At 38.8% G+C, this 20,977-nt stretch carries 24 protein-coding genes and 1 rRNA gene; all 25 read right to left on the reverse strand.

Annotated features, from left to right (window positions below):
* A partial coding sequence (locus tag MOZ64_RS11040) for a helix-turn-helix domain-containing protein (protein ID WP_320326633.1) occupies positions 1-140 on the reverse strand: 140 nt, incomplete at its 3' end.
* 129 nt (positions 141-269) lie between these two features.
* On the reverse strand, positions 270-1,343 hold the full coding sequence (rseP, locus tag MOZ64_RS11045; RefSeq protein WP_320326610.1) for an RIP metalloprotease RseP: 1,074 nt from the start codon (positions 1,341-1,343) through the stop codon (positions 270-272).
* 12 nt (positions 1,344-1,355) lie between these two features.
* Positions 1,356-2,123: a phosphatidate cytidylyltransferase gene (locus tag MOZ64_RS11050; protein WP_320326611.1), complete on the reverse strand. Its 768-nt coding sequence runs from the start codon at positions 2,121-2,123 to the stop codon at positions 1,356-1,358.
* Positions 2,113-2,820: an undecaprenyl pyrophosphate synthase gene (gene uppS, locus MOZ64_RS11055; protein ID WP_320326612.1), complete on the reverse strand. Its 708-nt coding sequence runs from the start codon at positions 2,818-2,820 to the stop codon at positions 2,113-2,115. The genes MOZ64_RS11050 and uppS overlap by 11 nt, the downstream gene beginning before the upstream one ends.
* A gap of 42 nt (positions 2,821-2,862) precedes the next feature.
* Positions 2,863-3,408 (reverse strand): ribosome recycling factor, encoded by a 546-nt coding sequence (gene frr, locus MOZ64_RS11060; protein WP_320326613.1) that lies wholly within the window; start codon positions 3,406-3,408, stop codon positions 2,863-2,865.
* A gap of 11 nt (positions 3,409-3,419) precedes the next feature.
* Positions 3,420-4,130 (reverse strand): UMP kinase, encoded by a 711-nt coding sequence (gene pyrH, locus MOZ64_RS11065; protein ID WP_320326614.1) that lies wholly within the window; start codon positions 4,128-4,130, stop codon positions 3,420-3,422.
* Positions 4,131-4,226: 96 nt separating this feature from the next.
* Positions 4,227-5,111, reverse strand: a complete 885-nt coding sequence (tsf, locus tag MOZ64_RS11070) for a translation elongation factor Ts (protein ID WP_320326615.1) — start codon at positions 5,109-5,111, stop codon at positions 4,227-4,229.
* Positions 5,112-5,137: 26 nt separating this feature from the next.
* Positions 5,138-6,067 carry a 30S ribosomal protein S2 gene (gene rpsB, locus MOZ64_RS11075; RefSeq protein ID WP_320326616.1) on the reverse strand — a complete coding sequence of 310 codons (930 nt, stop codon included), beginning with the start codon at positions 6,065-6,067 and terminating at the stop codon, positions 5,138-5,140.
* A gap of 141 nt (positions 6,068-6,208) precedes the next feature.
* The gene (locus MOZ64_RS11080; protein WP_320326617.1) at positions 6,209-7,456 is read right to left on the reverse strand and encodes a peptidoglycan bridge formation glycyltransferase FemA/FemB family protein; all 1,248 of its coding nucleotides are present in this window, start codon (positions 7,454-7,456) and stop codon (positions 6,209-6,211) included.
* A 15-nt stretch (positions 7,457-7,471) separates the two neighbouring features.
* On the reverse strand, positions 7,472-8,368 hold the full coding sequence (gene xerA, locus MOZ64_RS11085) for a site-specific tyrosine recombinase/integron integrase (protein WP_320326618.1): 897 nt from the start codon (positions 8,366-8,368) through the stop codon (positions 7,472-7,474).
* Positions 8,365-9,654 (reverse strand): methylenetetrahydrofolate--tRNA-(uracil(54)-C(5))-methyltransferase (FADH(2)-oxidizing) TrmFO, encoded by a 1,290-nt coding sequence (gene trmFO, locus MOZ64_RS11090; RefSeq protein ID WP_320326619.1) that lies wholly within the window; start codon positions 9,652-9,654, stop codon positions 8,365-8,367. Before trmFO ends, xerA begins: the two co-directional genes overlap by 4 nt.
* A gap of 1 nt (position 9,655) precedes the next feature.
* Positions 9,656-11,800, reverse strand: a complete 2,145-nt coding sequence (gene topA, locus MOZ64_RS11095) for a type I DNA topoisomerase (protein WP_320326620.1) — start codon at positions 11,798-11,800, stop codon at positions 9,656-9,658.
* Positions 11,801-11,853: 53 nt separating this feature from the next.
* Positions 11,854-12,591: a DNA-processing protein DprA gene (locus tag MOZ64_RS11100; protein ID WP_320326621.1), complete on the reverse strand. Its 738-nt coding sequence runs from the start codon at positions 12,589-12,591 to the stop codon at positions 11,854-11,856.
* Between the two features lie 32 nt (positions 12,592-12,623).
* Entirely contained in the window at positions 12,624-13,223 is a 600-nt protein-coding gene (rnhB, locus tag MOZ64_RS11105; RefSeq protein WP_320326622.1) for a ribonuclease HII, read from the reverse strand.
* On the reverse strand, positions 13,216-14,061 hold the full coding sequence (ylqF, locus tag MOZ64_RS11110; protein WP_320326623.1) for a ribosome biogenesis GTPase YlqF: 846 nt from the start codon (positions 14,059-14,061) through the stop codon (positions 13,216-13,218). Before ylqF ends, rnhB begins: the two co-directional genes overlap by 8 nt.
* A complete protein-coding gene (lepB, locus tag MOZ64_RS11115) occupies positions 14,061-14,672 on the reverse strand; it encodes a signal peptidase I (RefSeq protein ID WP_320326624.1) in 612 nt (203 codons plus the stop codon). The genes ylqF and lepB overlap by 1 nt, the downstream gene beginning before the upstream one ends.
* 51 nt (positions 14,673-14,723) lie before the next feature.
* Positions 14,724-15,071, reverse strand: coding sequence for a 50S ribosomal protein L19 (rplS, locus tag MOZ64_RS11120; RefSeq protein WP_320326625.1), 348 nt, complete (start codon positions 15,069-15,071; stop codon positions 14,724-14,726).
* A 91-nt stretch (positions 15,072-15,162) separates the two neighbouring features.
* Positions 15,163-15,888 (reverse strand): tRNA (guanosine(37)-N1)-methyltransferase TrmD, encoded by a 726-nt coding sequence (trmD, locus tag MOZ64_RS11125; protein WP_320326626.1) that lies wholly within the window; start codon positions 15,886-15,888, stop codon positions 15,163-15,165.
* Positions 15,885-16,373 (reverse strand): ribosome maturation factor RimM, encoded by a 489-nt coding sequence (rimM, locus tag MOZ64_RS11130; protein ID WP_320326627.1) that lies wholly within the window; start codon positions 16,371-16,373, stop codon positions 15,885-15,887. The genes trmD and rimM overlap by 4 nt, the downstream gene beginning before the upstream one ends.
* Before the next feature lie 41 nt (positions 16,374-16,414).
* Complete coding sequence (locus tag MOZ64_RS11135; RefSeq protein ID WP_320326628.1) at positions 16,415-16,663, reverse strand: KH domain-containing protein; 249 nt, start codon at positions 16,661-16,663, stop codon at positions 16,415-16,417.
* A 2-nt stretch (positions 16,664-16,665) separates the two neighbouring features.
* Entirely contained in the window at positions 16,666-16,935 is a 270-nt protein-coding gene (gene rpsP, locus MOZ64_RS11140) for a 30S ribosomal protein S16 (protein WP_320326629.1), read from the reverse strand.
* Between the two features lie 87 nt (positions 16,936-17,022).
* Positions 17,023-18,438, reverse strand: a complete 1,416-nt coding sequence (ffh, locus tag MOZ64_RS11145; RefSeq protein WP_320326630.1) for a signal recognition particle protein — start codon at positions 18,436-18,438, stop codon at positions 17,023-17,025.
* Positions 18,439-18,484: 46 nt separating this feature from the next.
* Positions 18,485-19,417, reverse strand: coding sequence for a glycosyltransferase family 2 protein (locus tag MOZ64_RS11150; RefSeq protein WP_320326631.1), 933 nt, complete (start codon positions 19,415-19,417; stop codon positions 18,485-18,487).
* 11 nt (positions 19,418-19,428) lie between these two features.
* A complete protein-coding gene (locus MOZ64_RS11155; protein ID WP_320326632.1) occupies positions 19,429-20,811 on the reverse strand; it encodes a tetratricopeptide repeat protein in 1,383 nt (460 codons plus the stop codon).
* A 47-nt stretch (positions 20,812-20,858) separates the two neighbouring features.
* Positions 20,859-20,972 (reverse strand): 5S ribosomal RNA (gene rrf / locus MOZ64_RS11160).
* Positions 20,973-20,977: the final 5 nt, after the last annotated feature.

The following is a 20,977-nucleotide window of genomic DNA, read 5'->3' on the forward strand; positions in this document are numbered from 1 at the left end:
GTTTGGTTTCGTTTCAATTCTCTGGAAATCGTACTCGGACTTCTTCCAAGTTGCTTCGCTATTTCACGAATCGATACGTCAGAAGAAGCAAGTAAAGATATGACTGTTCTCTCATTTATGTTAAGATAGTTGTAGTTCATGGGATTCTCCTTGATAAATGTTTGTTTTCTCACTCACATTTTATCATTGAACCCATGGACTTTTTTTATTCTTATAGGCTGTTGCACTTATTATGATAATTTATCCATGAAAAAACCAGGTTTCCCTGGTTAAATAAAACGAACAATATCATTATAGGTTGCAAACACAAAAAGCATCATCAAGAGTGCAAAACTGATCATAATGATCTTCTCGACCAATTGTTGATTGATCTTGCGACGGAAGATGGCTTCAATCAACGTGATCAGCACACGTCCACCATCCAATGCAGGAATAGGAATCGCATTGAAAATACCGATATTTAAAGAAATCATCGCAAATAAAGATAAATAAGCCAGAAGCCCCATTTGCGTTGTTTTGCTTGTGACGCTAAATATACCGACTGGACCCGATAGATTTTCATAGCCTTTACCATGTATCAACATATTCAAAGATTGGAAAATAGCCGTACTCGATTCCGCAAAATCCTGGCTGCCAACACCAAATGCTTCATACCATTGAATGTTTTTTGCATAGGCAATCGCCTGATAACCAATCGTATAAATTGAATTTTCTTTGTCATATTGCGGCTTTACTTGCGTTTTGAAAGTCGATTGATCTCGTTTGACTGTTAATGTGATCGTATCATGATGATACTGGATCCACTCCAACAAATCATATTGTGTTTCTGGTTTGATAGATTCCGTTCTACTTTCTGCCTTTAGAATGCGATCGTCCTTTTGTAGGCCTGCCTTTTGAGCAGGTGAATTTTCCACAATTTGATATACAACCGGTTGAGCCGGTTCTACTACATATCCACGAGCCATCGCTACGCCCACAAAAATAACCCATGCTAAGATCAAGTTCATAAAAATACCAGCTAACAGGATGCATATTTGTTGTGGCCATGGTTTATGATTCAACCGACGATCTTCAGGTACTTCTTTTAACCAGTCATCTTCTTGCTCATCTTGTGATCCGTCTTCTTCTCCCGCCATCATGACATAACCGCCAAAAGGAATGGCACGAACCGAGAAAATCGTTTCTTTTCCTTTTTTCTGATAGAGTGCCGGCCCCATACCAATGGAGAATTCATGACAATATACACCAAAATGTCTTGCCACCATAAAATGTCCCCATTCATGGATGATCACGATGACACTCAACATGAAGATAAACGCAATGATACCAATAATCAGCTGCACAGGATTCCCCCTTTACATGAATATGGTTACTAGAATACCACAAAATAGGATATTCATCAAAAGAGAATCAGTTCGATCTAAAATACCACCGTGTCCTGGTAATAAATTGGAGAAATCTTTTACTTTATAATAGCGTTTGATTGCTGAAAAAGATAAATCCCCAATTTCAGCGACCAATGGACAACATAAACAAAGAATGACATTCATTAACGTATTTACTTGTGACAAATACAAGAAAGAAACAACTAAGCTTAAAACAGCACCAAACACAATGCCGCCCGCAAAGCCTTCCCAACTTTTCTTTGGCGATAGACGTGGATTCATCTTATGCTTTCCATAGCGACGTCCCACAAACCATGCGCCGGTATCCGATCCATAGGTTGCGAATACGATCGTTAACATATAATAATGATTATTTTCTAAGAATCCCATGGTTCGATAGATCAAAGACAAAATCAAAAAATAGGCAATGCAGTAAAAACCATCCGAAATTTCAAAATCTTCTACAAAAATGGTCAATGTCCAAAAGAACACCGTTGTAAGGGTATATACGACAAACAACCAATGTTGAGGTACATATCGAGCCAATATGACCGATGCCATCATGACAGGAACAATAAAGACCGGCCATTTTGGAAAACGTGGCGTAACATGGGCCCATTCATAAGCACTGGTTGCCACAATGAATAAGGATAAAATTTCCAGAGGAATGCCACCCATAGCCAATGGGCAGGCAACAATAAAAATGATGATGATTGCGGTAATTATTCTATTTTTCATCTTCTAATCCTCCAAAACGACGATGCCGGGATTGAAATTCTTTGATACAATCGGCTAATGCTTGCGAATCAAAATCCGGCCAAGCAATGGGTGTAAAAATAAATTCAGCATAGGCAATTTGCCACAACAAGAAATTGGATAGGCGCAATTCCCCACTTGTACGTATCAACAGGTCCACATTTTCAGGGACCATCAAATACTCCGAAACACCTGCCTCATTCATATCATTCAAGCGTTTTCCATCGGCCACATCTTGCGCATACTGCCGCATAGCCAAAACAAGTTCACGACGTGAACCATAATTGATTGCAATATCCAAATTCAATCCCGTATTACAAGCGGTTTGATTCACTGCCTTTTGGATCACGGATTGTGTACTTTCTGGAAATCGCTCCAATTCCCCGGCAAAAGTAACACGGATATTGTTCTCCATTAATTCCTTGATATATCGTTTAAAGAAAATACCGGGCAACTTACACAAGTAACTCACTTCTTGTTCCGGACGCTTCCAATTCTCAGTTGAAAACGCATATAAGATCAATTTTTGGATTCCCATTTTATTGGCAGCTAATGCCACCGTACGGATGGCTTCTGCACCTTGTTTATGTCCAGCCGTTCGTGGTAAACCACGTGCTTTGGCCCAGCGTCCATTGCCATCCATGATAATGGCTACCGTTTGGGGAATGTTTGCTTCCATACGACTAATCCTTTCTGAAAAAGACCCAATGATGAATTGGGCCTATACATTTAAGATATCTGCTTTTTTCTTTTCAACAACCGATTCAATATTTTTAATATATGTATCTGTCAATTTTTGTGAATCTTCTAAAGCACTCTTCTCTTCATCTTCACGCAATTCTTTATCCTTTTTGATGGCATCATTGGCTTCACGACGAATATTCCGAATAGCTACTTTTGCTTCTTCGCCATATTGTTGTGCTTTTTTAGCTAATTCCTGTCTTCGCTCCCCTGTCAATTGAGGCACTTGAATACGAACGCAATCCGCTTCTCCTTGTGGATTTAATCCTAAGTTTGCCGCTTGAACCGCATGGACAATGGCTTTGACCAATGTACGATCATAAGGCTTCACAACCAATTGCGTCCCTTCTACCACACTGATTCGTGCCATTTGGTTGACCGGTGTTGGACTTCCATAATAGTCCACTTCCACACGGTCCAAAATAGCCGCATTGGCACGTCCCGTTCGTAATGTACGCAAATTATCTTCTAAATTTTCAACGGCTGCCATCATTTTCATTTCTGCATTATCTAAAATTTCAGTCATTTTTGTCTCCTCTACTTCTTTTTTGTGATCAATGTACCATCTACGGTTTGTTGTATGGCTTTTAAAATATTACCACGCTCATTCATATTGAATACGATCAAATCAATATCATTATCCATACACATACTGATTGCGGTTGAATCCATAACTTGTAATCCTTTATTCAAGACATCCATATAATATAAGGAATTAAATTTTTTGGCATTTGGATTTTTCTTTGGATCACTATCATAGACGCCGTCTACCCCATTTTTTGCCATTAAGATCACATCAGCCCCAATTTCCGATGCTCGTAATGCGGCTGTCGTATCCGTTGAAAAATAAGGAGAACCCGTTCCTGCTCCAAAAATTACGACACGACCTTTTTCCAAATGACGAATCGCACGACGCAAAATGAAAGGTTCTGCCACTTCCTGCATATGGACCGCGGTTTGTACACGCGTATCTACACCTGCATTTTCCAATGCATTTTGTACCGCCAAGGCATTAATGACCGTTCCTAACATACCCATGTAATCACCTTGGGCACGATTCATGCCCATTTGAGCGAGCATCTTTCCGCGTATGAAATTACCACCACCAACAACGATAGCCAATTCCACTCCTTTTTGTTGAATTTCTTTTAATTCTTTGGCCAATCCAGCTAATACTTCTGGATCAAACGCTTGTCCATTCCCAGACAAAGCTTCACCACTTAATTTCAATAAAACCCGTTTATACATACGTTTTTACTCCTTTAAGTCTCTATCTCAAATTATACACTAAGAACAAATAATAAAAAAGAGCTATGAATACACATAGCTCTGAATAAAAGATCTTTATTTCATTTGTGCAGCAACTTCAGCAGCAAAATCTTCTTCTTTCTTTTCGATTCCTTCACCTACTTGATAACGGACAAAAGAAATAACTTCGGCCTTCTCTTCCTTCAAGTATTGAGAAACTGATTTCTTTGAATCCAAGAAGAATTCTTGATCCGCCAAGCATTGATCTTTGAAATGTTTCTTTACCTTACCCTTCAAGATATTTTCCAATACTTTTTCCGGTTTATTGGCCATTTTTGGGTCTTCCTTCATCATTTGCATTTGCAAATCTTTTTCATGATTGAATGCATCTTCTGGAATATCTGCTTCCGTTGCATAAATTGGATTCATAGAAGCCACTTGCATCGCTACGTTTTTCGCAACGGTATCATCGCCACCTTTAGTGACAACCAAACTAGAAATGGTTCCTCCCATATGCATGTATTGACCAAATGTTTCATCGTCTGCTTTTTCTACAATAGCTACACGACGGAAAGAAATTTTTTCACCAATTGTTGCCGTTGCATTGATGATTAGATCATTGATTTTTCCTTCAGATGTTTCCACTTCTAAAGCCGCTTCTGTCGTAGCAGGTTTTGCTTCTAATAATGCTTTTTCGATCACATCTAATAAATGTAAGAATTGCTCATTCTTTGCGACAAAGTCGGTTTCTGAATTCACTTCAAAAATGACACCTGTATTGCCTTGTGTAGCGACACGAGTCAATCCCTCAGCGGCAATACGGCCAGCCTTTTTTTGTGACTTCGCAATACCTTTTTCACGAAGCCAATCAATGGCAGCGGCTACATCACCTTTTGTTTCTGTTAATGCTTTTTTACAATCCATCATTCCTGCGCCCGTTTTTTCACGCAGTTCTTTTACTTGAGATGCCTTGATTGCCATATTTATCGATCTCCTTTTCTTATGAATTATTCAGCAGATTCTGCAGGTTTTTGTTCTGGTTTTGCATCTGCATGGTTTGCTTGGGTACCATTTGTACTACGATTGCGGTTGAAACGACGATTACGACGCTCTGCATTTCTTCTACGACGCTCTTCATTTCTTTGACGACGACGACGTTCGTTTTCAGCAATTTGTGCTTCTACATTCTTGATGACATCATCCATCGTTACATCTTCTTCATCATCACCTAAATAAGCCAATTCAAGCAATCCGCCCTTCGCGTCTACGATAGCATCGGCCATCAAAGTCGTGATCAATTCGATCGAACGTTGTGAATCATCATTGGATGCGATTGGATAATCGGCATCATCTGGATCACAGTTTGTATCCAACATAGCGAATACAGGAATGCCTAACTTTTTAGCTTCGGCAATTGCATTGTGCTCTTCTTTTGGATCAACAACAAAGATTGCATCTGGCAATTTCTTCATTTCCTTGACTCCACCTAAAGAGTTTTCCAATTTGGTTTTTTCTTTATGAAGACCAGCTTGTTCTTTTTTCGTATATACTTCAATTTTACCACTGGCTTCCATTTCTTCGATTTCAACCAAACGACGAACACGTTTTTGGATCGTACGGAAGTTTGTCAACATACCACCTAACCAACGTTTGTTGACATAGAAAGAGCCTGAACGCAAAGCTTGTGCTTCGATCGTTTCAGCAGCTGTCTTCTTGGTTCCTACAAATAAAACTTTACCACCACGTTCACTAATGGCTTTCAATTCAGCATACGCAGCTTCAATACCTTCCAACGTTGTGTCCAAATCGATGATATATACACCATTACGACTTGTATAGATGTATGGTTTCATCTTTGGATTCCAACGGCGAGTTTGATGTCCAAAATGTACACCATTCTCTAACAATTTTTTCATTGATACAATTTTTTCTGACATAAATGTCCTTCCTTTCCGTTACTCCTCCACCATTTCAAACGAATGCAACACAAAAAAGTGCACGGGCAAACGAATTCATGATGTGTGTATTTGCATATTCATGCTTTTTAATATTAACACAAAGCAGGAACCTTTTGCAAATTATCCTTTTAATTTCTGATAGATCTTATAGGCATGCTCATGAATCGGCAAAAGGAAAACACCCACCAATTCTTCGACTTGACCAGTAAATCCACGTTTAAAATCATACACGCCATAGCTTGGATCGTCTTTATCGAAGATGCCTGAAATACCATAAAAATCATATCGGTCAATATGATGATCAATTGCATATTGGATCATATACCATTGCAACGCATAGGGTGCATAAAACTTGCGAAAGGCATCATTGGTTGCACTATGCATATATACCACTTCTCCATTGGAAATGATAAAAAAGGTCGTGGCCATATTTAATACTGATCCATATTGTTGCTTTAATTGATCCGCTCGCCCTTGTTTTTTGGCATTAATAGCTAAATTTTCAGTCAATACCTTCGCTCGCTTCACAAATTTTTTTGAATTTGGAATTTGGGCTAACTTCATATCCACATCTGCTTTTTCTGCTTCCAACTGCTTTTGTTCCTGAACCAAATTTGCTTTAAAAGCATCCAGATCTAAATAAGCCAAAAGCAGCTTTCCATGATTGGTTTTGGTAAATTCCTTAATTTGTGAAACATAAAAATTGCGGTCTCGCTCTTCAAACCCCCGGCGCAAAGCTGTCTCTTTCATCATATTCAAGAAAATATCAACTTCATCCAAGCCTAATTCACGGACTTGAACGCCTTCTTTTTTGGTTCGATTGATGGACCAACGAGTTTGTTGATGAAAACTTTTTAACATCGTTTGTGCATCTCGATCTTTGAAATACAAAGAAAAGATCCATCGCATCTGACCTGTACCATAGCCACGCGTAAATCCTTGATGGATATAACCCGCCTTTTTCATATTTTCAACCACATAGCTATTATCAAACCCATTTGGTACAAGATTTCCATCAATGTCTCTTTCTTTATACAAAACATTCGGATCTACTTCTAGATATAGGCCTTTTTGTTTTTTTAAATATTTCTTGATTTCGGTCGTAAAGAAAGTCAACACATCCATGCGGTGATAATCCATTAAAAAGCCCCGTTGCGCATAAAAATAACGATATACTTTCATGACAGGAATGGATGTTAATGGCGTAGCTAAAACAATCTTGCCATTTTCCTTTACGCCAACGAATTCGACTTTCCAGCCTTCATCTTCTTTGACATGCATCGATTCTATCGCACTCATAAAATTTCCATATGGATGTTGTTGTTGAAATTGTTGATATTCAGTTTCGGTCAAATGACAAAATTCCATAATGATCCCTCACTCCTATATTTTTTTTACATGCGCCATGGGATGCGCTTGTTGATATGTACTTTTCATTTTAGATATAGATACATGCGTATAAATTTGTGTTGTCGATAAACTGGCATGACCTAAAAGTTCTTGCACAATACGAATATCTGCTCCATTATCCAACAGATGTGTCGCAAAACTATGACGAAACATATGTGGATGTACTTTCATAAGCATGCCGATATCATCCGCATGTTTTTGCATCAAATATTGGATGCCTCGTGATGTAAAAGCTTTCCCACGAGCATTCACAAATACATGATCATCCTTGGCAATCGTTTGCCAATAGCGCAACTTATAATCGCATAATGTTTTCTCAAAACCTTGAAAAAAAGGTACGATTCGTTGTTTGTCCCCTTTTCCGGTCAGATGAACAATTCGATCTTCTAGATCGATATCAGCCCAAACCAAATGCGTTAGCTCACCTACTCGTAAACCACATGCATATAACATCGTAAACATGGTTTTATCTCGTAATTGATTCAAATCACTGGTATCATAGGTGTCTAAAAAGTTTTGGATCTCATTCACAAACAAGAATTCCGGTATCTTTTGACGATGTTTGGGAGATTGAATCGATTCTAAAGGTTGAGCCTCTACTCCCATATATTCATTTAAATATCGATAAAACGAACGATAGGTCGATAACTTACGTGCCATGGTAGCTGGCTTGGCATCATGTGTTTGTTGAAATTGCGCAATAAAATTCAATATGGTGATGCGATCCACATCCGCAAAAGAAGTGATGCCTTGACTGGTCAAATAATCTCGAAGTTGATCTAGATCGTTCCGATAAGCAGCTTGTGTATCTTCGGATCGCGAATGCGCATTATACACATATTTTAGAAATCGGCCGATCCATTCATTCATAGCATTTCCTCGATCTCTTTGATGCGAGCAATAGCTTGCGACGCCATACGCTCTTTGCGCTCTTTCTTTTTACATTTTTCAGTAAAATGGACAATCCCAAAATTCGCATTCATGGGTTGAAAGTGCTTGGGATCACAATGCGTAATATAGTAGGCTTGCGAACCCATGATACACGTATTGCCAAACGCAATGGGTTGTTTTCCTTGGATCAAACGAGCCATGTTGATCCCGGCAATCATACCACTCGCACAACTTTCTACATAGCCTTCAACACCCGTTAATTGACCGGCAAAAAATAAATCATCGCGTTGTTTTGATTGATACGTTTCTCGTAATACTTGTGGACTTGAAAGAAAACTATTTCGATGCATGACACCATATCGCGTGATCTTTAAATGTTCAAGACCAGGAATCAGTGAAAAAACACGGCGTTGTTCAGGCCATGTCAAATGGGTCTGAAAACCAACTATATTATACATCGTAGCTGCCACATTATCTTGACGTAATTGTACAACCGCAACTGGATGCGCATTTTCATCTTTTTCTAATCCCACCGGTTTCAAAGGCCCAAATAATAAAGTCTTTTTACCTCGTTTCGCCATTTCTTCGACTGGCATACAACCTTCAAAGTATGTCTGTTCAAAATCATGAAGTTGGGCACATTGCGCATGAATCAAAGCATCATAAAATGCATCAAATTCAGTTTGATTCATTGGACAATTGATATAACTTGCTTCACCGCGATCATAACGTGATTTATAATACGCTTTGGAAAAATCAATGGAATCTTTTTCAATGATGGGTGCTGCCGCATCATAAAAGTGCAGTGCATCCGTTTGTACAAATGAATGAATCGATGCCGCCAAAGCATCGCTAGTCAATGGACCTGCCGCAATGATAGTGGGTCCATTCGGAATATCGGTAACTTCTTCATGGGTGATGCGAACAAGAGGCGAATGGGTCAGCGTATCGGTGATCATTTTTGAAAATTCTTGGCGATCCACTGCCAACGCACTGCCAGCTGGAACGGCATGGCTATCCGCCGCCTTCATGACGATGGAATCCAACATTCGTAATTCTTCTTTCAAAATGCCGACCGCATTTTGCATCGAATTTGAACGCAATGAATTCGAACAAACCAATTCAGCAAATTGTGCCGTATGAAAAGCAGCCGGCGATTTCACCGGCCGCATTTCAATCAAATGCACAGGAATATTTCGTTTTATCAACTGCCAGACTGCTTCACTTCCAGCTAATCCAGCACCAATCACTGTGACTTCTTGCATATTATCCTTCTTCTTTTTCCATTTCTTTTTTCTTTGTTTTCGGTTCTTTTTTTATATAATGACACTTTGGATAGTTCGAACAACCAATAAAGATCTTACCATAACGAGATCGACGACGCACCAATTCATGACCACATTCTGGACACATTTCACCCGTTGGTTCTGGTTTCGCTTTTTCTTTTAAAGGCACGATGGTCTTACATTTTGGATAATTCGAACAAGCCCAGAATTCACCATAGCGGCCTCGTTTGATGACCATCTTTCCGCCACAATTGGGACAGATTTTTTCTTCGCCTTGCGCTTCTTTAGGAACATCTAATGTTTCGGTATGCTTACATTTTGGAAAATTGATACAAGAAATAAATTTACCATAGCGACCATTGCGATAGACCAATTCACCGCCACAATCGGGACATGTCCGTCCCACTCGCTCCAATTCCTTCTTGGGCATCTTTTCATACGCTTCGTCAACAAGTGGGGCAAAGAAATCATAGAATTTATGCAAATAAGCAATATTATCTTGCTGCCCTTCAGCAATTTCATCCAAAGACTTTTCCATATTGGCGGTATATTCCACATTGATGACACTTGAGAAATATTGTTGAAGTTTTGAATCCGTTAAAACACCTTGTTCGGTTGGCTTGAATACTTTTGTGCGCGATGTTTCAGATGTTTTTTCTAAAGTGACATAACCTCGCTTTTGAATCGTATCAATAATGGTTGCATAGGTACTTGGACGACCAATTGACTTTTCTTCTAGGTCCTTGATCAACTTGGCTTCGGTATATCGAGCAGGTGGTTCAGTAAAATGTTGTTTACTATCAATGGCTACGTGCTCTAATACTTCGTTTTCAGCCAATTTCGGCAATAGTTCATTCGTCGATTTTTCATACTTACCATATACTTTCGTATATCCATCAAACGTCATAACTTGTCCACTGGCTTTAAATTGACAGCCATTGTTGTCGATCAATACGGTTGTCACGTCAAATTTAGCATCATGCATCAATGAAGCTAACGTACGAGCATAAATCAATGAATACAAACGAAATTCATCATTATTTAAATAGGTTTTGATGGATTCCGGTGTACGCGTGATATCCGTAGGACGAATGGCTTCATGGGCATCCTGTGCATTTGCACTATTTTTTTGATGTGCTTTCCCCATATATTCTTTTCCAAATGTTTGCTCGATATAGTTTTCTGCATCCTGTACAAAAATTGGTGATAATCGCGTTGAATCCGTACGCATATAGGAAATCAATCCTTCTTGGCCAGATCCAACATCAATTCCTTCGTACAAGCGTTGAGCAACACTCATGGTTTTCCGTGCACCAAAATTTAACTTCGTACTCGCTTCTTGTTGCAGCGTGGATGTTGTGAATGGTAAACGTGCTTTTTTGCTTTTCGAACGCTTGGTCAATTTGGTGACCACATATTCTTCATGGCAACGATCCACCACAGCTTTCGCATCGTCTTCATTATTTAATTTTGCTTTTTTGCCATCTACTTTATCCAAGACCGCTTCAAATGTCTTTTTTCCCTTGGTTACATTGGCATGTACGGTCCAATATTCTTTGGGTTTAAATGCATTGATTTCATTTTCGCGCTCAACGATCAATCGCAAGGCGACCGATTGAACACGTCCTGCCGATTTGGACTGAATTTTATTTCGTAATAATTTGCTTAATTTAAAACCAATGATACGGTCCAACATACGTCGTGTTTCTTGTGAACGAACCAGATCCATATCGATATGGGTCGGATGTTCTAAAGCATCTAAAACCGCTGGCTTGGTAATTTCGTGAAAAACGATCCGATTGGTCGTATTTACATCCAGATCCAAGACGCGTGCTAAATGCCATGCGATGGCTTCCCCTTCACGGTCGGGGTCGCTTGCCAAATAAACATCTTGCGCATTTTTGACATCGGCTTTTAATTCTTTGACAACATCTTTTTTATCTTTACTAATGGTATAGGTTGGCTCAAAATCATGATCGACATCGATTCCTAATCCTTCTTTTCCACGTGTAGCAAGATCACACACATGTCCCTTACTGGAAACCACTTTATAATCGTTTCCTAAGTATTTTTCAATCGTCTTCGATTTTGAAGGCGACTCGACAATCACTAAATGTTTTTTCATGGTCCTTCCCCCAATTCAAGTTACATAAAACAATAAAATCACTTTTTTGTCAATCACAATATCGTATCCAAAGCCGATGGATCGGGTATGATCATGGCTCCCGCTTCAATTAAATGATTGCATCCTGGATAGGTTTCATTTTCAAAAGCAGTCGGCAAACAAAACACTGGAACCCCTAATGTGTTGCATTCATTGACAGTCAACATAGTGCCGCTTTTATGGGTAGCCTCAATGACGATCAAAGCATCAATGCTACCAGCAATCAACCGATTCCGCCAAGGAAAATGCGAACGATAAGGTGGCGTATCCAAAGGATATTCGCTCATGATCAATTGATGCAACGACATCGATGCATATAAGTCGGCATTTTCTTTTGGATAGATGCGATCGATCCCACACCCAATAAAACCAATCGTATCGCTGGCCATGCGATGGGCTTGTCCATCGATGCCTTTCGCCAAACCACTTACGATACAATATCGATCACGTAGACGTTTCACGACTGTCGATGTATTGATCAATGCTTGAGAAGAGCATTGACGAGCTCCAACGATGCCAATGGATGGTTGATCCAACAATTCGAGTTTTCCCTTATAGAATAAGATCCATGGTGGATAGCGCAAACGACGAAAACAAATAGGATACGCATCATCCATGATCGTGACATAGTTTGTGGTACACGTGACCGGCTGATAGGGTTGGTTGTTTTTAATGGCTTGACCAATGGCGCTCCATTGCCCATGGTATTGGATCGCATAGGATAAAATGGCTTTTGATAATGTATTTTTCATATGTTCCTATACGAAAAAAAGACGCTAAGCGTCTAAAATAATTTGATTTCCAATGCTTCTTTGACGGGCCCATAGCTTTTTCGATGACAAGGTAAGACACCATATCTTTCCAGGGCAGCTTTATGAGCTTTGGTTGGATATCCTTTATGTTTCGCAAATCCATATTGTGGATAGAGGGCATCCAAATGCTGCATATAATGATCTCTCGATACTTTCGAAAGAATACTGGCAGCCGCAATAGAAATTGATTTATGATCACCTTTTATAATGGAATATACATTTTTATCCACACCTGGCAATTTCATGGCATCCGTTAAAACAATCGATACCGGGGCTGCCATCGCAATTTCAATCATCGCATCTTGGCATGCTTTATATATATTTTTTCGATCAATGGTTGGCTCATCCACAAAACATATGTCATACCAAAGTGCATCTTTTTTGATCAAAGAAAATAAAGTTTCACGTTTTTTTTCAGTCAATTTCTTGGAGTCATCCAATTCTTTATTTTCATATCCATAAGGAAATACCACTCCACTCACGACCAGAGGTCCAGCCATGGGTCCTCTTCCAGCTTCATCAATACCCACGAGAATCTGGTCATGATCCCATTCCAATGGATGCTCAATCATTTGGAAACTCCCAAGTGATCCGTCCACATTTATTGTCGCGTATATCTTTCACAAAACTTTTCATCAATCGCTCTTCATCGATTGCTTTTCCTTGAAACATACCGCGTTTTCGGCCAATTTCTAAAAGTGTTTCATACGGTGTAGATTGAATTTCAATCTGATAATACTGGATAAGTGCATCGGGACAATTCTTTATCATCCAATCACAAGCAAACAAAGCCAGGTCTTCCATCGCGACAACTTCATCGCGTACCGCTCCCAACAAAGCTAATTTTAAGCCGATTTCTTCATCATCAAATTTTGGCCATAAAACCCCTGGTGTATCTAATAATTCAATATCCGCATTAAAACGAATCCATTGTAACGATTTTGTGACTCCGGGACGATTGGCTGTTTGTGCTGCTTTCTTATGGGCTACAGTATTAATAAAAGTACTCTTTCCTACATTTGGGATACCACAAACCATAGCTCGCAAAGGACGAGGACGGATACCTCTACGCTTTTGTTTCTCAATCAAAGGTTGACAAAGTATTTTTCCCGCATGGGAAATCTGCGCTTTAAAATTTTGATGGAGCAAATCCAATGCCAAGACCTTCACGCGATGATTTTCGAGTTGATGGACCCATTGTTGGGTCATTTCCGGATTGGCTTTATCAATTTTTGATAAAACGATCAAATGAGGCTTATTTTTGATCATTTGTTCAAGCATGGGATTTTTGGACGAAATAGGAATTCGTGCATCACGAATTTCAATCACAAAATCGACCAATTTCAAATATTGTTCCATCTCTCGCTTGGCTTTGGTCATATGACCAGGAAACCACTGAATCTTAGGCATTATTTACCTCCAATGGCATTTAAAGGCCAGATTACAAAAATACCATCACCAAAAATTTGCGATTTTTTGATTGGACCGACATCTTTATATCGAGAGTCCTTCGAATACGGACGGTTATCTCCCATCACAAAATATTGATCCTTACCTAGTTTTACAGCCGAAAAATCCATATTGAAATAACCATATTCATCAATCATTTTTTGACGATATGAAGAAGAAATATAGCTGGATTCATCCAGTGCTTTGCCATCAATGTAGATGATTTCATCTTTACATTCGATCGTTTCTCCGGGCAAACCAATAATGCGTTTGACCCATTTTTCATTTTGTTGCGTATCTTCATTGTACATATCCACAACAACAATATCTCCACGAGTTGGTTGCCGAAAAGCAAGATTAATGATATTGGTGAATCCATATTCCCCATTTTGTAAGGTTGGTACCATACTACGTCCCGATACATTCACAGGATATGCGATGAAATGCATGAATAAAAGAATGACCAGAGCACTGATCGCAAATACTTTGATAAAATCAAGAATATCTTCGCTCAGTGTTCGTTCATCATCTCGATCATATTCGATCTTTTTTTTCTTATTGATCTTTTTCACTGGGAAAACCTCCTATCGTCTTAATAAAAAAGCCGTCGAAACGGCTTCAGTTTATCGTATTTCTTTTAAACGAGCAGATTTTCCAGAACGTCCTCTTAAATAACCTAGCTTGTTACGACGAACCTTACCATTTCGTACGACTTCGATCTTTGTGATAATTGGTGAATGCAATGGGAACTTACGTTCAACACCAATTCCACTTGACATTTTACGTACGGTAAAAGTTTCAGAGATTCCTCCACCACTACGTTCGATGACTACACCTTCGAATACTTGGATACGAGATTTGCCACCTTCTTCGATCTTAACGTGTACACGTACTGTACTTCCTGAACGGAAGGCAGGAATATCACTTTTTAATTGTGATTTTGTGATTTCATTCACTAAATTTAGATTCATTTCTATGTCCTCCTTTTTCGTTTTCGATGATCTTGTTCATTCACAAAACTGCCAGCGGAACACATCGGCATAAATGCTTAACTATATTATCTTATTTTTCCTTACTTTTCAAGATAGAATCGACAATTTCTTGATCTTCTATGCTTAATTTTTGCTGTTTTAATAAATCCGGACGATGAAGAGCGGTATTTTTTAATGCTTGTTTGTGACGCCAGTTGGCTATATTGGCATGATGCCCACTTAATAATACATCGGGTACCTTTTTGCCATCATAAATTTCAGGACGCGTGTATTGGGGATATTCCAATAACCCATGACTAAACGAATCATCGCTGCTGGAATCTTTCTTAATCACCCCATCCACCATGCGCACGATTGCATCACACATCACTTGGCAGGCTGGTTCTCCTCCTGTCAATACAAAATCACCCAGTGATACTTGCATATCGACATAATCGCGGATTCTTTCATCAAATCCTTCATAATGCCCGCAAATAAAAATGAGATGAGACTTTTTTGATAAATCGATTGCCATGTATTGATTGAAGGTCTTTCCTTGCGGGCTTAGTAAAATAACGGTACTTTCTGGTGTGCGAATGGAGGCCAATGCATCGAGAATGGGTTGACACATCAAAACCATACCGGCCCCACCCCCATAGGGCGTATCATCTACATGACCATGTTTTTCATGTGTAAAGGAACGAAAGTCAATGGTTTCAAAGGAAAATAAGCCTTTTTCATAGGCTCTTTTGATGATGCTCGTGGATAAAAATGCATCAAAGTAAGAAGGAAAGAGCGTCAAAATCGAAATCTTCATCGTAAGCCTGCCATTTCTTGGATGATGATCTTTTTTTCATCAACATCCACTAATTGAATAAACGTAGGTACATAAGGGCACAAGAAATTTTCTTCCTTTGTGCCAATTCGTAACACTAGGTTCGCACCTGTTTCTAAGATTTCCAAGACTTTGCCTAATCTTTCGCCTTGTGCATTGTAAACATCACAATCCATCAATTCATAGAAATAATAGTGTCCTTCTGGTAAGGGAGGTAGATCTGAAATGGGAATAAAAAGATCTTTGGTTTTTAATGCTTCTGCTTGCTCGATGGTCGTGATGCCTTCGAATTTTACATAACCAAATCCCTTTTGCATACGAAACGATTGGACAACCATCTTTGTTTGATCGGCTAAGTACAATTCTCGACCCGTTTGAAAACGATCATCTACATCATCCGTGATCAAATAAAGCTTACATTCTCCTTTTAGACCGTGTGTATTGATTATTTTAGCAACCTTTACCATAAAATACCTCCTAAAAAAACAAGGATGTGAAAAGTCACATCCTAATACGATTCGAATTTCACAGAAATTCTTTTGTGTTCATCGCGTGCAGCAATCGACATCATTTGACGAAGACTGGTAGCCATGGAACCATGACGCCCAATCAAACGAGCAACATCTTCATTGTTTGCATACACATACAATAAGATCTCATTTTCATTGGTTGATGTCATTGTTTTTACAGATAAACTGTTCTTATCCTCTACCAATGGCGCACACAGATCATAAAGCGTTTTTTCTAGATCGACCATAGTTATTTAGCCAATTTAGACTCATGGAATTTTTTCATAAGTCCTTGTTTAGATAAGATCGAACGAACTGTATCTGATGGTTGTGCACCATTTTGTAACCACTTCATTACTTTTTCTTCATCTAAAGAGACTTGTGCCTCATCGTTCAATGGATTATATGTACCTACTTGTTCAATGATACGTCCATCACGAGGACTACGAGAATCCGCTGCTACGATACGATAGAAAGGATGACCCTTTTTACCCATTCTTTTTAAACGTAATTTTACCATACGATATACCTTCCTTTTCTTGATTGCTTCCCTACTATACCAAACCGATAAAATGGTGTCAAGTATTTTTACTTGACACCTATCTATTTATTTTCTTTTCTTTTTTCTTTTCTTTTTCATTTTTTTACTACCAGCATGTTTGGAACCACCTGGCAAGCCACCGCCTCGCTGCATATTTTGTAGCGCAGACATATTTGGCATACGACCACTCGACATCATTCGGGTCATCGATTGCATCTGTTCCAATTGTTTGATCAATTTATTGACATCAGCAACTTTGACACCCGAACCCTTTGCGATTCGATTTTTGCGGCTCGCCTTTAAAACTTCAGGATGGTCTCTTTCATACGGTGTCATCGACTGAATGATGGCTTCGGATCGTTTCATTTCACTATCGACTACGTCCGTATCCATATTTCGAGCCAATTTATTCAGGCCTGGAACCATCTTCATCATATTTTGGATGGAACCCATTTTCTTGACTTGTCCAAATTGGTCCAGCATGTCATTAAAGGTAAAAATGCCCTCTTGCATACGTTTCGCAGTTTTTTCTTGAACTTCCATATCGAGTCGTTCTTGTGCTTGCTCGACCAACGTCATGACGTCACCCATACCTAAGATACGATCGGCCATTCGATCCGGATGGAAGGCTTCCAAGTCATCTACTTTTTCACCATTGGATACAAATAATACCGGTACTTGCGTAATGCTGCGGACCGACAACAAGCCACCACCACGTGCATCACCATCTAATTTTGTCACAACTAGGCCAGTAATAGACAATTGCTCATTAAAATCCTTTGCTACGGTCACAATGTCTTGACCGGTCATCGCATCGACGGTCAATAAGATCTCGTCGGGTTGGACAAGAGCTTTCATATCAGACAATTCTTGCATCAATGCTTCATCGATATGTAAACGACCAGCGGTATCAAAAATCACCAAATCTTTTTGACGATCATTCGCATAATCCAATGCTTGTCGAGCAGTCTGGACCGCATTGACATTTGCACCCAAGGAAAAGACTTCCACATCGATTTCTTTCCCCAATGTTTGTAACTGTTCAATAGCGGCTGGCCGCACCACATCACAAGCAACCAATAGAACCCGTTTTTTTAATTTTTCCTTACAATATTTCGCAATTTTTGCGGATGCAGTCGTTTTACCTGTACCTTGTAGACCCACCATCATGATGGTTGTCATGCCTTGCTTCTTGAAATGAATCTGTGCATCTTCTTCGCCCAATAGGGTCTGGACCTCATCATGAACAATCTTAACGACCATTTGTGAAGGATTTAAAGATTCCATGACCTCTTGGCCTAATGCTTTTTCTTTGACATCCGCCACAAAATTTTTTACTACATCATAATTGACATCCGCTTCCAGAAGGCTCATACGCACTTCTTTCAGCATGTCATTCATATTCTTTTCGGTCAGCTTACCCTGTCCAGATATTTTTCGCATCGCCTTGGAAAGACGATCACTCAATGATTCAAATGCCATGTTTTTTCTCCTCAATTATTCCTTGTCTATTCTATCATACTCCATACTAATGACCAAAATCTTCCTGTGTAAGGGTAGAATAGCCCAATCGCCATAACACGAAACGACGCCATGCCAAATAAGCGACATGATAGATGGAATGGATCTGTTCCCAATCAATAGTTGCTGGTACATATTTTGCATGATTCTTTTGTCGAAGCATGGTATATAAGATCATCATATCCGCATTAAAATATAGTTGATCAAAATGAAATGTTTCTTTTGGATAGACTTTCTTTAAATAAGTATCCTGATATTCAATTGAATCTCGCATTTGATAGATCATTTCTACATTCATTCGATTGGTCAAAGAACCTGCATGTTGTACATAATGATAGTATCGTGAAGACACATTACCAATTTTTTTGGCTTTGATCATGGTTTTAAAAATGGTATACGCATCTTCAAAACGAGATCTATTTTCAGGAAATGTGATTCCCTCAAATAATTTTTTCTTATATAACTTCGCCCATGGATAATTATTGATACCTGTTCCTCTTGCCAAAGAATGCAATGCTTCAATCGATGTCATTGTCCCCGTTTTACAACCCCTTCGATAGAAACATCCAAAGGAACAATCAATCACATAACCACATGTCACTAAATCACAATGATTCTCTTCCATATAACGAACCATGACTTCAATTGTTTCAAGATCCATGTGATCATCACTATCGACAAACATCACATAGGTTCCCGATGCCAACTGTAACCCTCGATTTCGAGCTGTAGAGACACCTGCATTTGGATATGTAAAAAGATGTACGTTGGAATATTCTTGTACATATTCTTTGGCAACATCGCAAGAATGATCTTGCGAGCCATCATCGATCAATAATATTTCAATCTCTTTGTAGGTTTGATTCACTAGCGAATGTAAACATTTTTTAATATAGGCTTCCGCATTATATATAGGTACAATAATACTGACTAGAGACATTCGGTCCTCCTCTAAGAATGGCTACGATTTTTTTGGATGTCTTCCAATAATTCATAAAAAATATCAAGATCTTCCGTATCTGGATTCTCATTGGCATAATCCATAAAATGAGCCAAAAAATCTGTAGCTTCGCCTTCTTTATGTAGCAGCCCCATGGATACAAAGGCCATGTAAGCAACCAATCCATTGGGCATGGCCATTTGATAATGTTGAAAAACTTGATCAAATTGGCACAAATAAAATTCAAAAACAACACGTAATTTATAATAGTCCTCAAAACTTTCTGGATCCATGGTCTGTAAATACTTGAATCCCTCTTCATATTTATGGGTGCGTAAATAATAACGCATCACCAAACGATAATATTCTTGTTCTTGTCGGATATCGTGAAAAAAAGGCTTTTGATCTATGAACCATTCCGATAATTCCATATCTTGCATAACTTGCGCAAAGTGAAATATATATAAGAAGATGTCCATATCCTTTTTGGCATCTTGTAAATGCATCAGAATATACTTTTTATAATTTCGATTTTGCGTTCTTTGATAAGCAGATAAATGAAATTGAATGGACTGCAACATCGATAATGAATCATCATCTGGCATATGGATCAATGTATCATAGAGTTGGTTTGCTTGATCATACGCTTTATTGCGATCATATAAACTAGCTAATTCATCCAAATGACGAAGATTGGGTACTTCTTTATACAACGCTTCCGCAATAGCAATGGCTTGTGAAACATCATCTTTGGAAATATGATATTGAATCAGATATTCTTTCTGTCTACATGGATCATGGATTTGTTGAATGAATTCAAATGCAAGATCCAACTTTTTCAGCCACAAAAATTTTTCACATACATCATAGATTCCTTTTGGTTCCAGTTGTATATAACGTTTTAAATATTCTTTACATAAATGCTCACGATTCTCTAATCCATAGGCAATGCCACAATAATATAAGGCTTTCTTATTTTGTGATTGATCCAATAAAACATCTTCGAAATAGGAGATGGCTTGAGGATATTGTTGTAGTTTCATAGCACATAATCCCAACATGTATCGGATATGTAATGCCGAAGGATCATCGGCATTGATATCACATTGTTGATAAATCATTTGTGCTTTCTTAAATTGATTTTTACCAAAATATCCATCCGCTAAACGTTCTTTGATCAAGGAATTATGCATATGATGCCCTAAGGCTTCTTCCATGATCTGAATCACGGTTTCATAGTCTTCGATTTGGATCAATAAATCGGAATAAGATAAATAGTAGAAAACATCCTTTCCAAATTCTCTTTTATATATTTCCAAATAGTCGAATGCGAGATCTTTTTGATCACGGATAATGAATTGGGAAATTTGATTCTGTAAATCGGTTTTATTCATATGTATTATGATACTCAAAAAAAAGAAGAGAGTAAACATAAAAAAAGACCCGGCAGCGTGCTAGGTTCGCAGGGGCAGGCCCAACTATCTTCGCCGCGGGAGTGCTTAACTTCTGTGTTCGGGATGTCAACAGGTGTATCCACTCCGCTATCGCTACCGGATCGTG

This window comes from Absicoccus intestinalis (assembly GCF_033971885.1).
Classification (GTDB): domain Bacteria; phylum Bacillota_I; class Bacilli_A; order Erysipelotrichales; family Erysipelotrichaceae; genus Absicoccus; species Absicoccus intestinalis.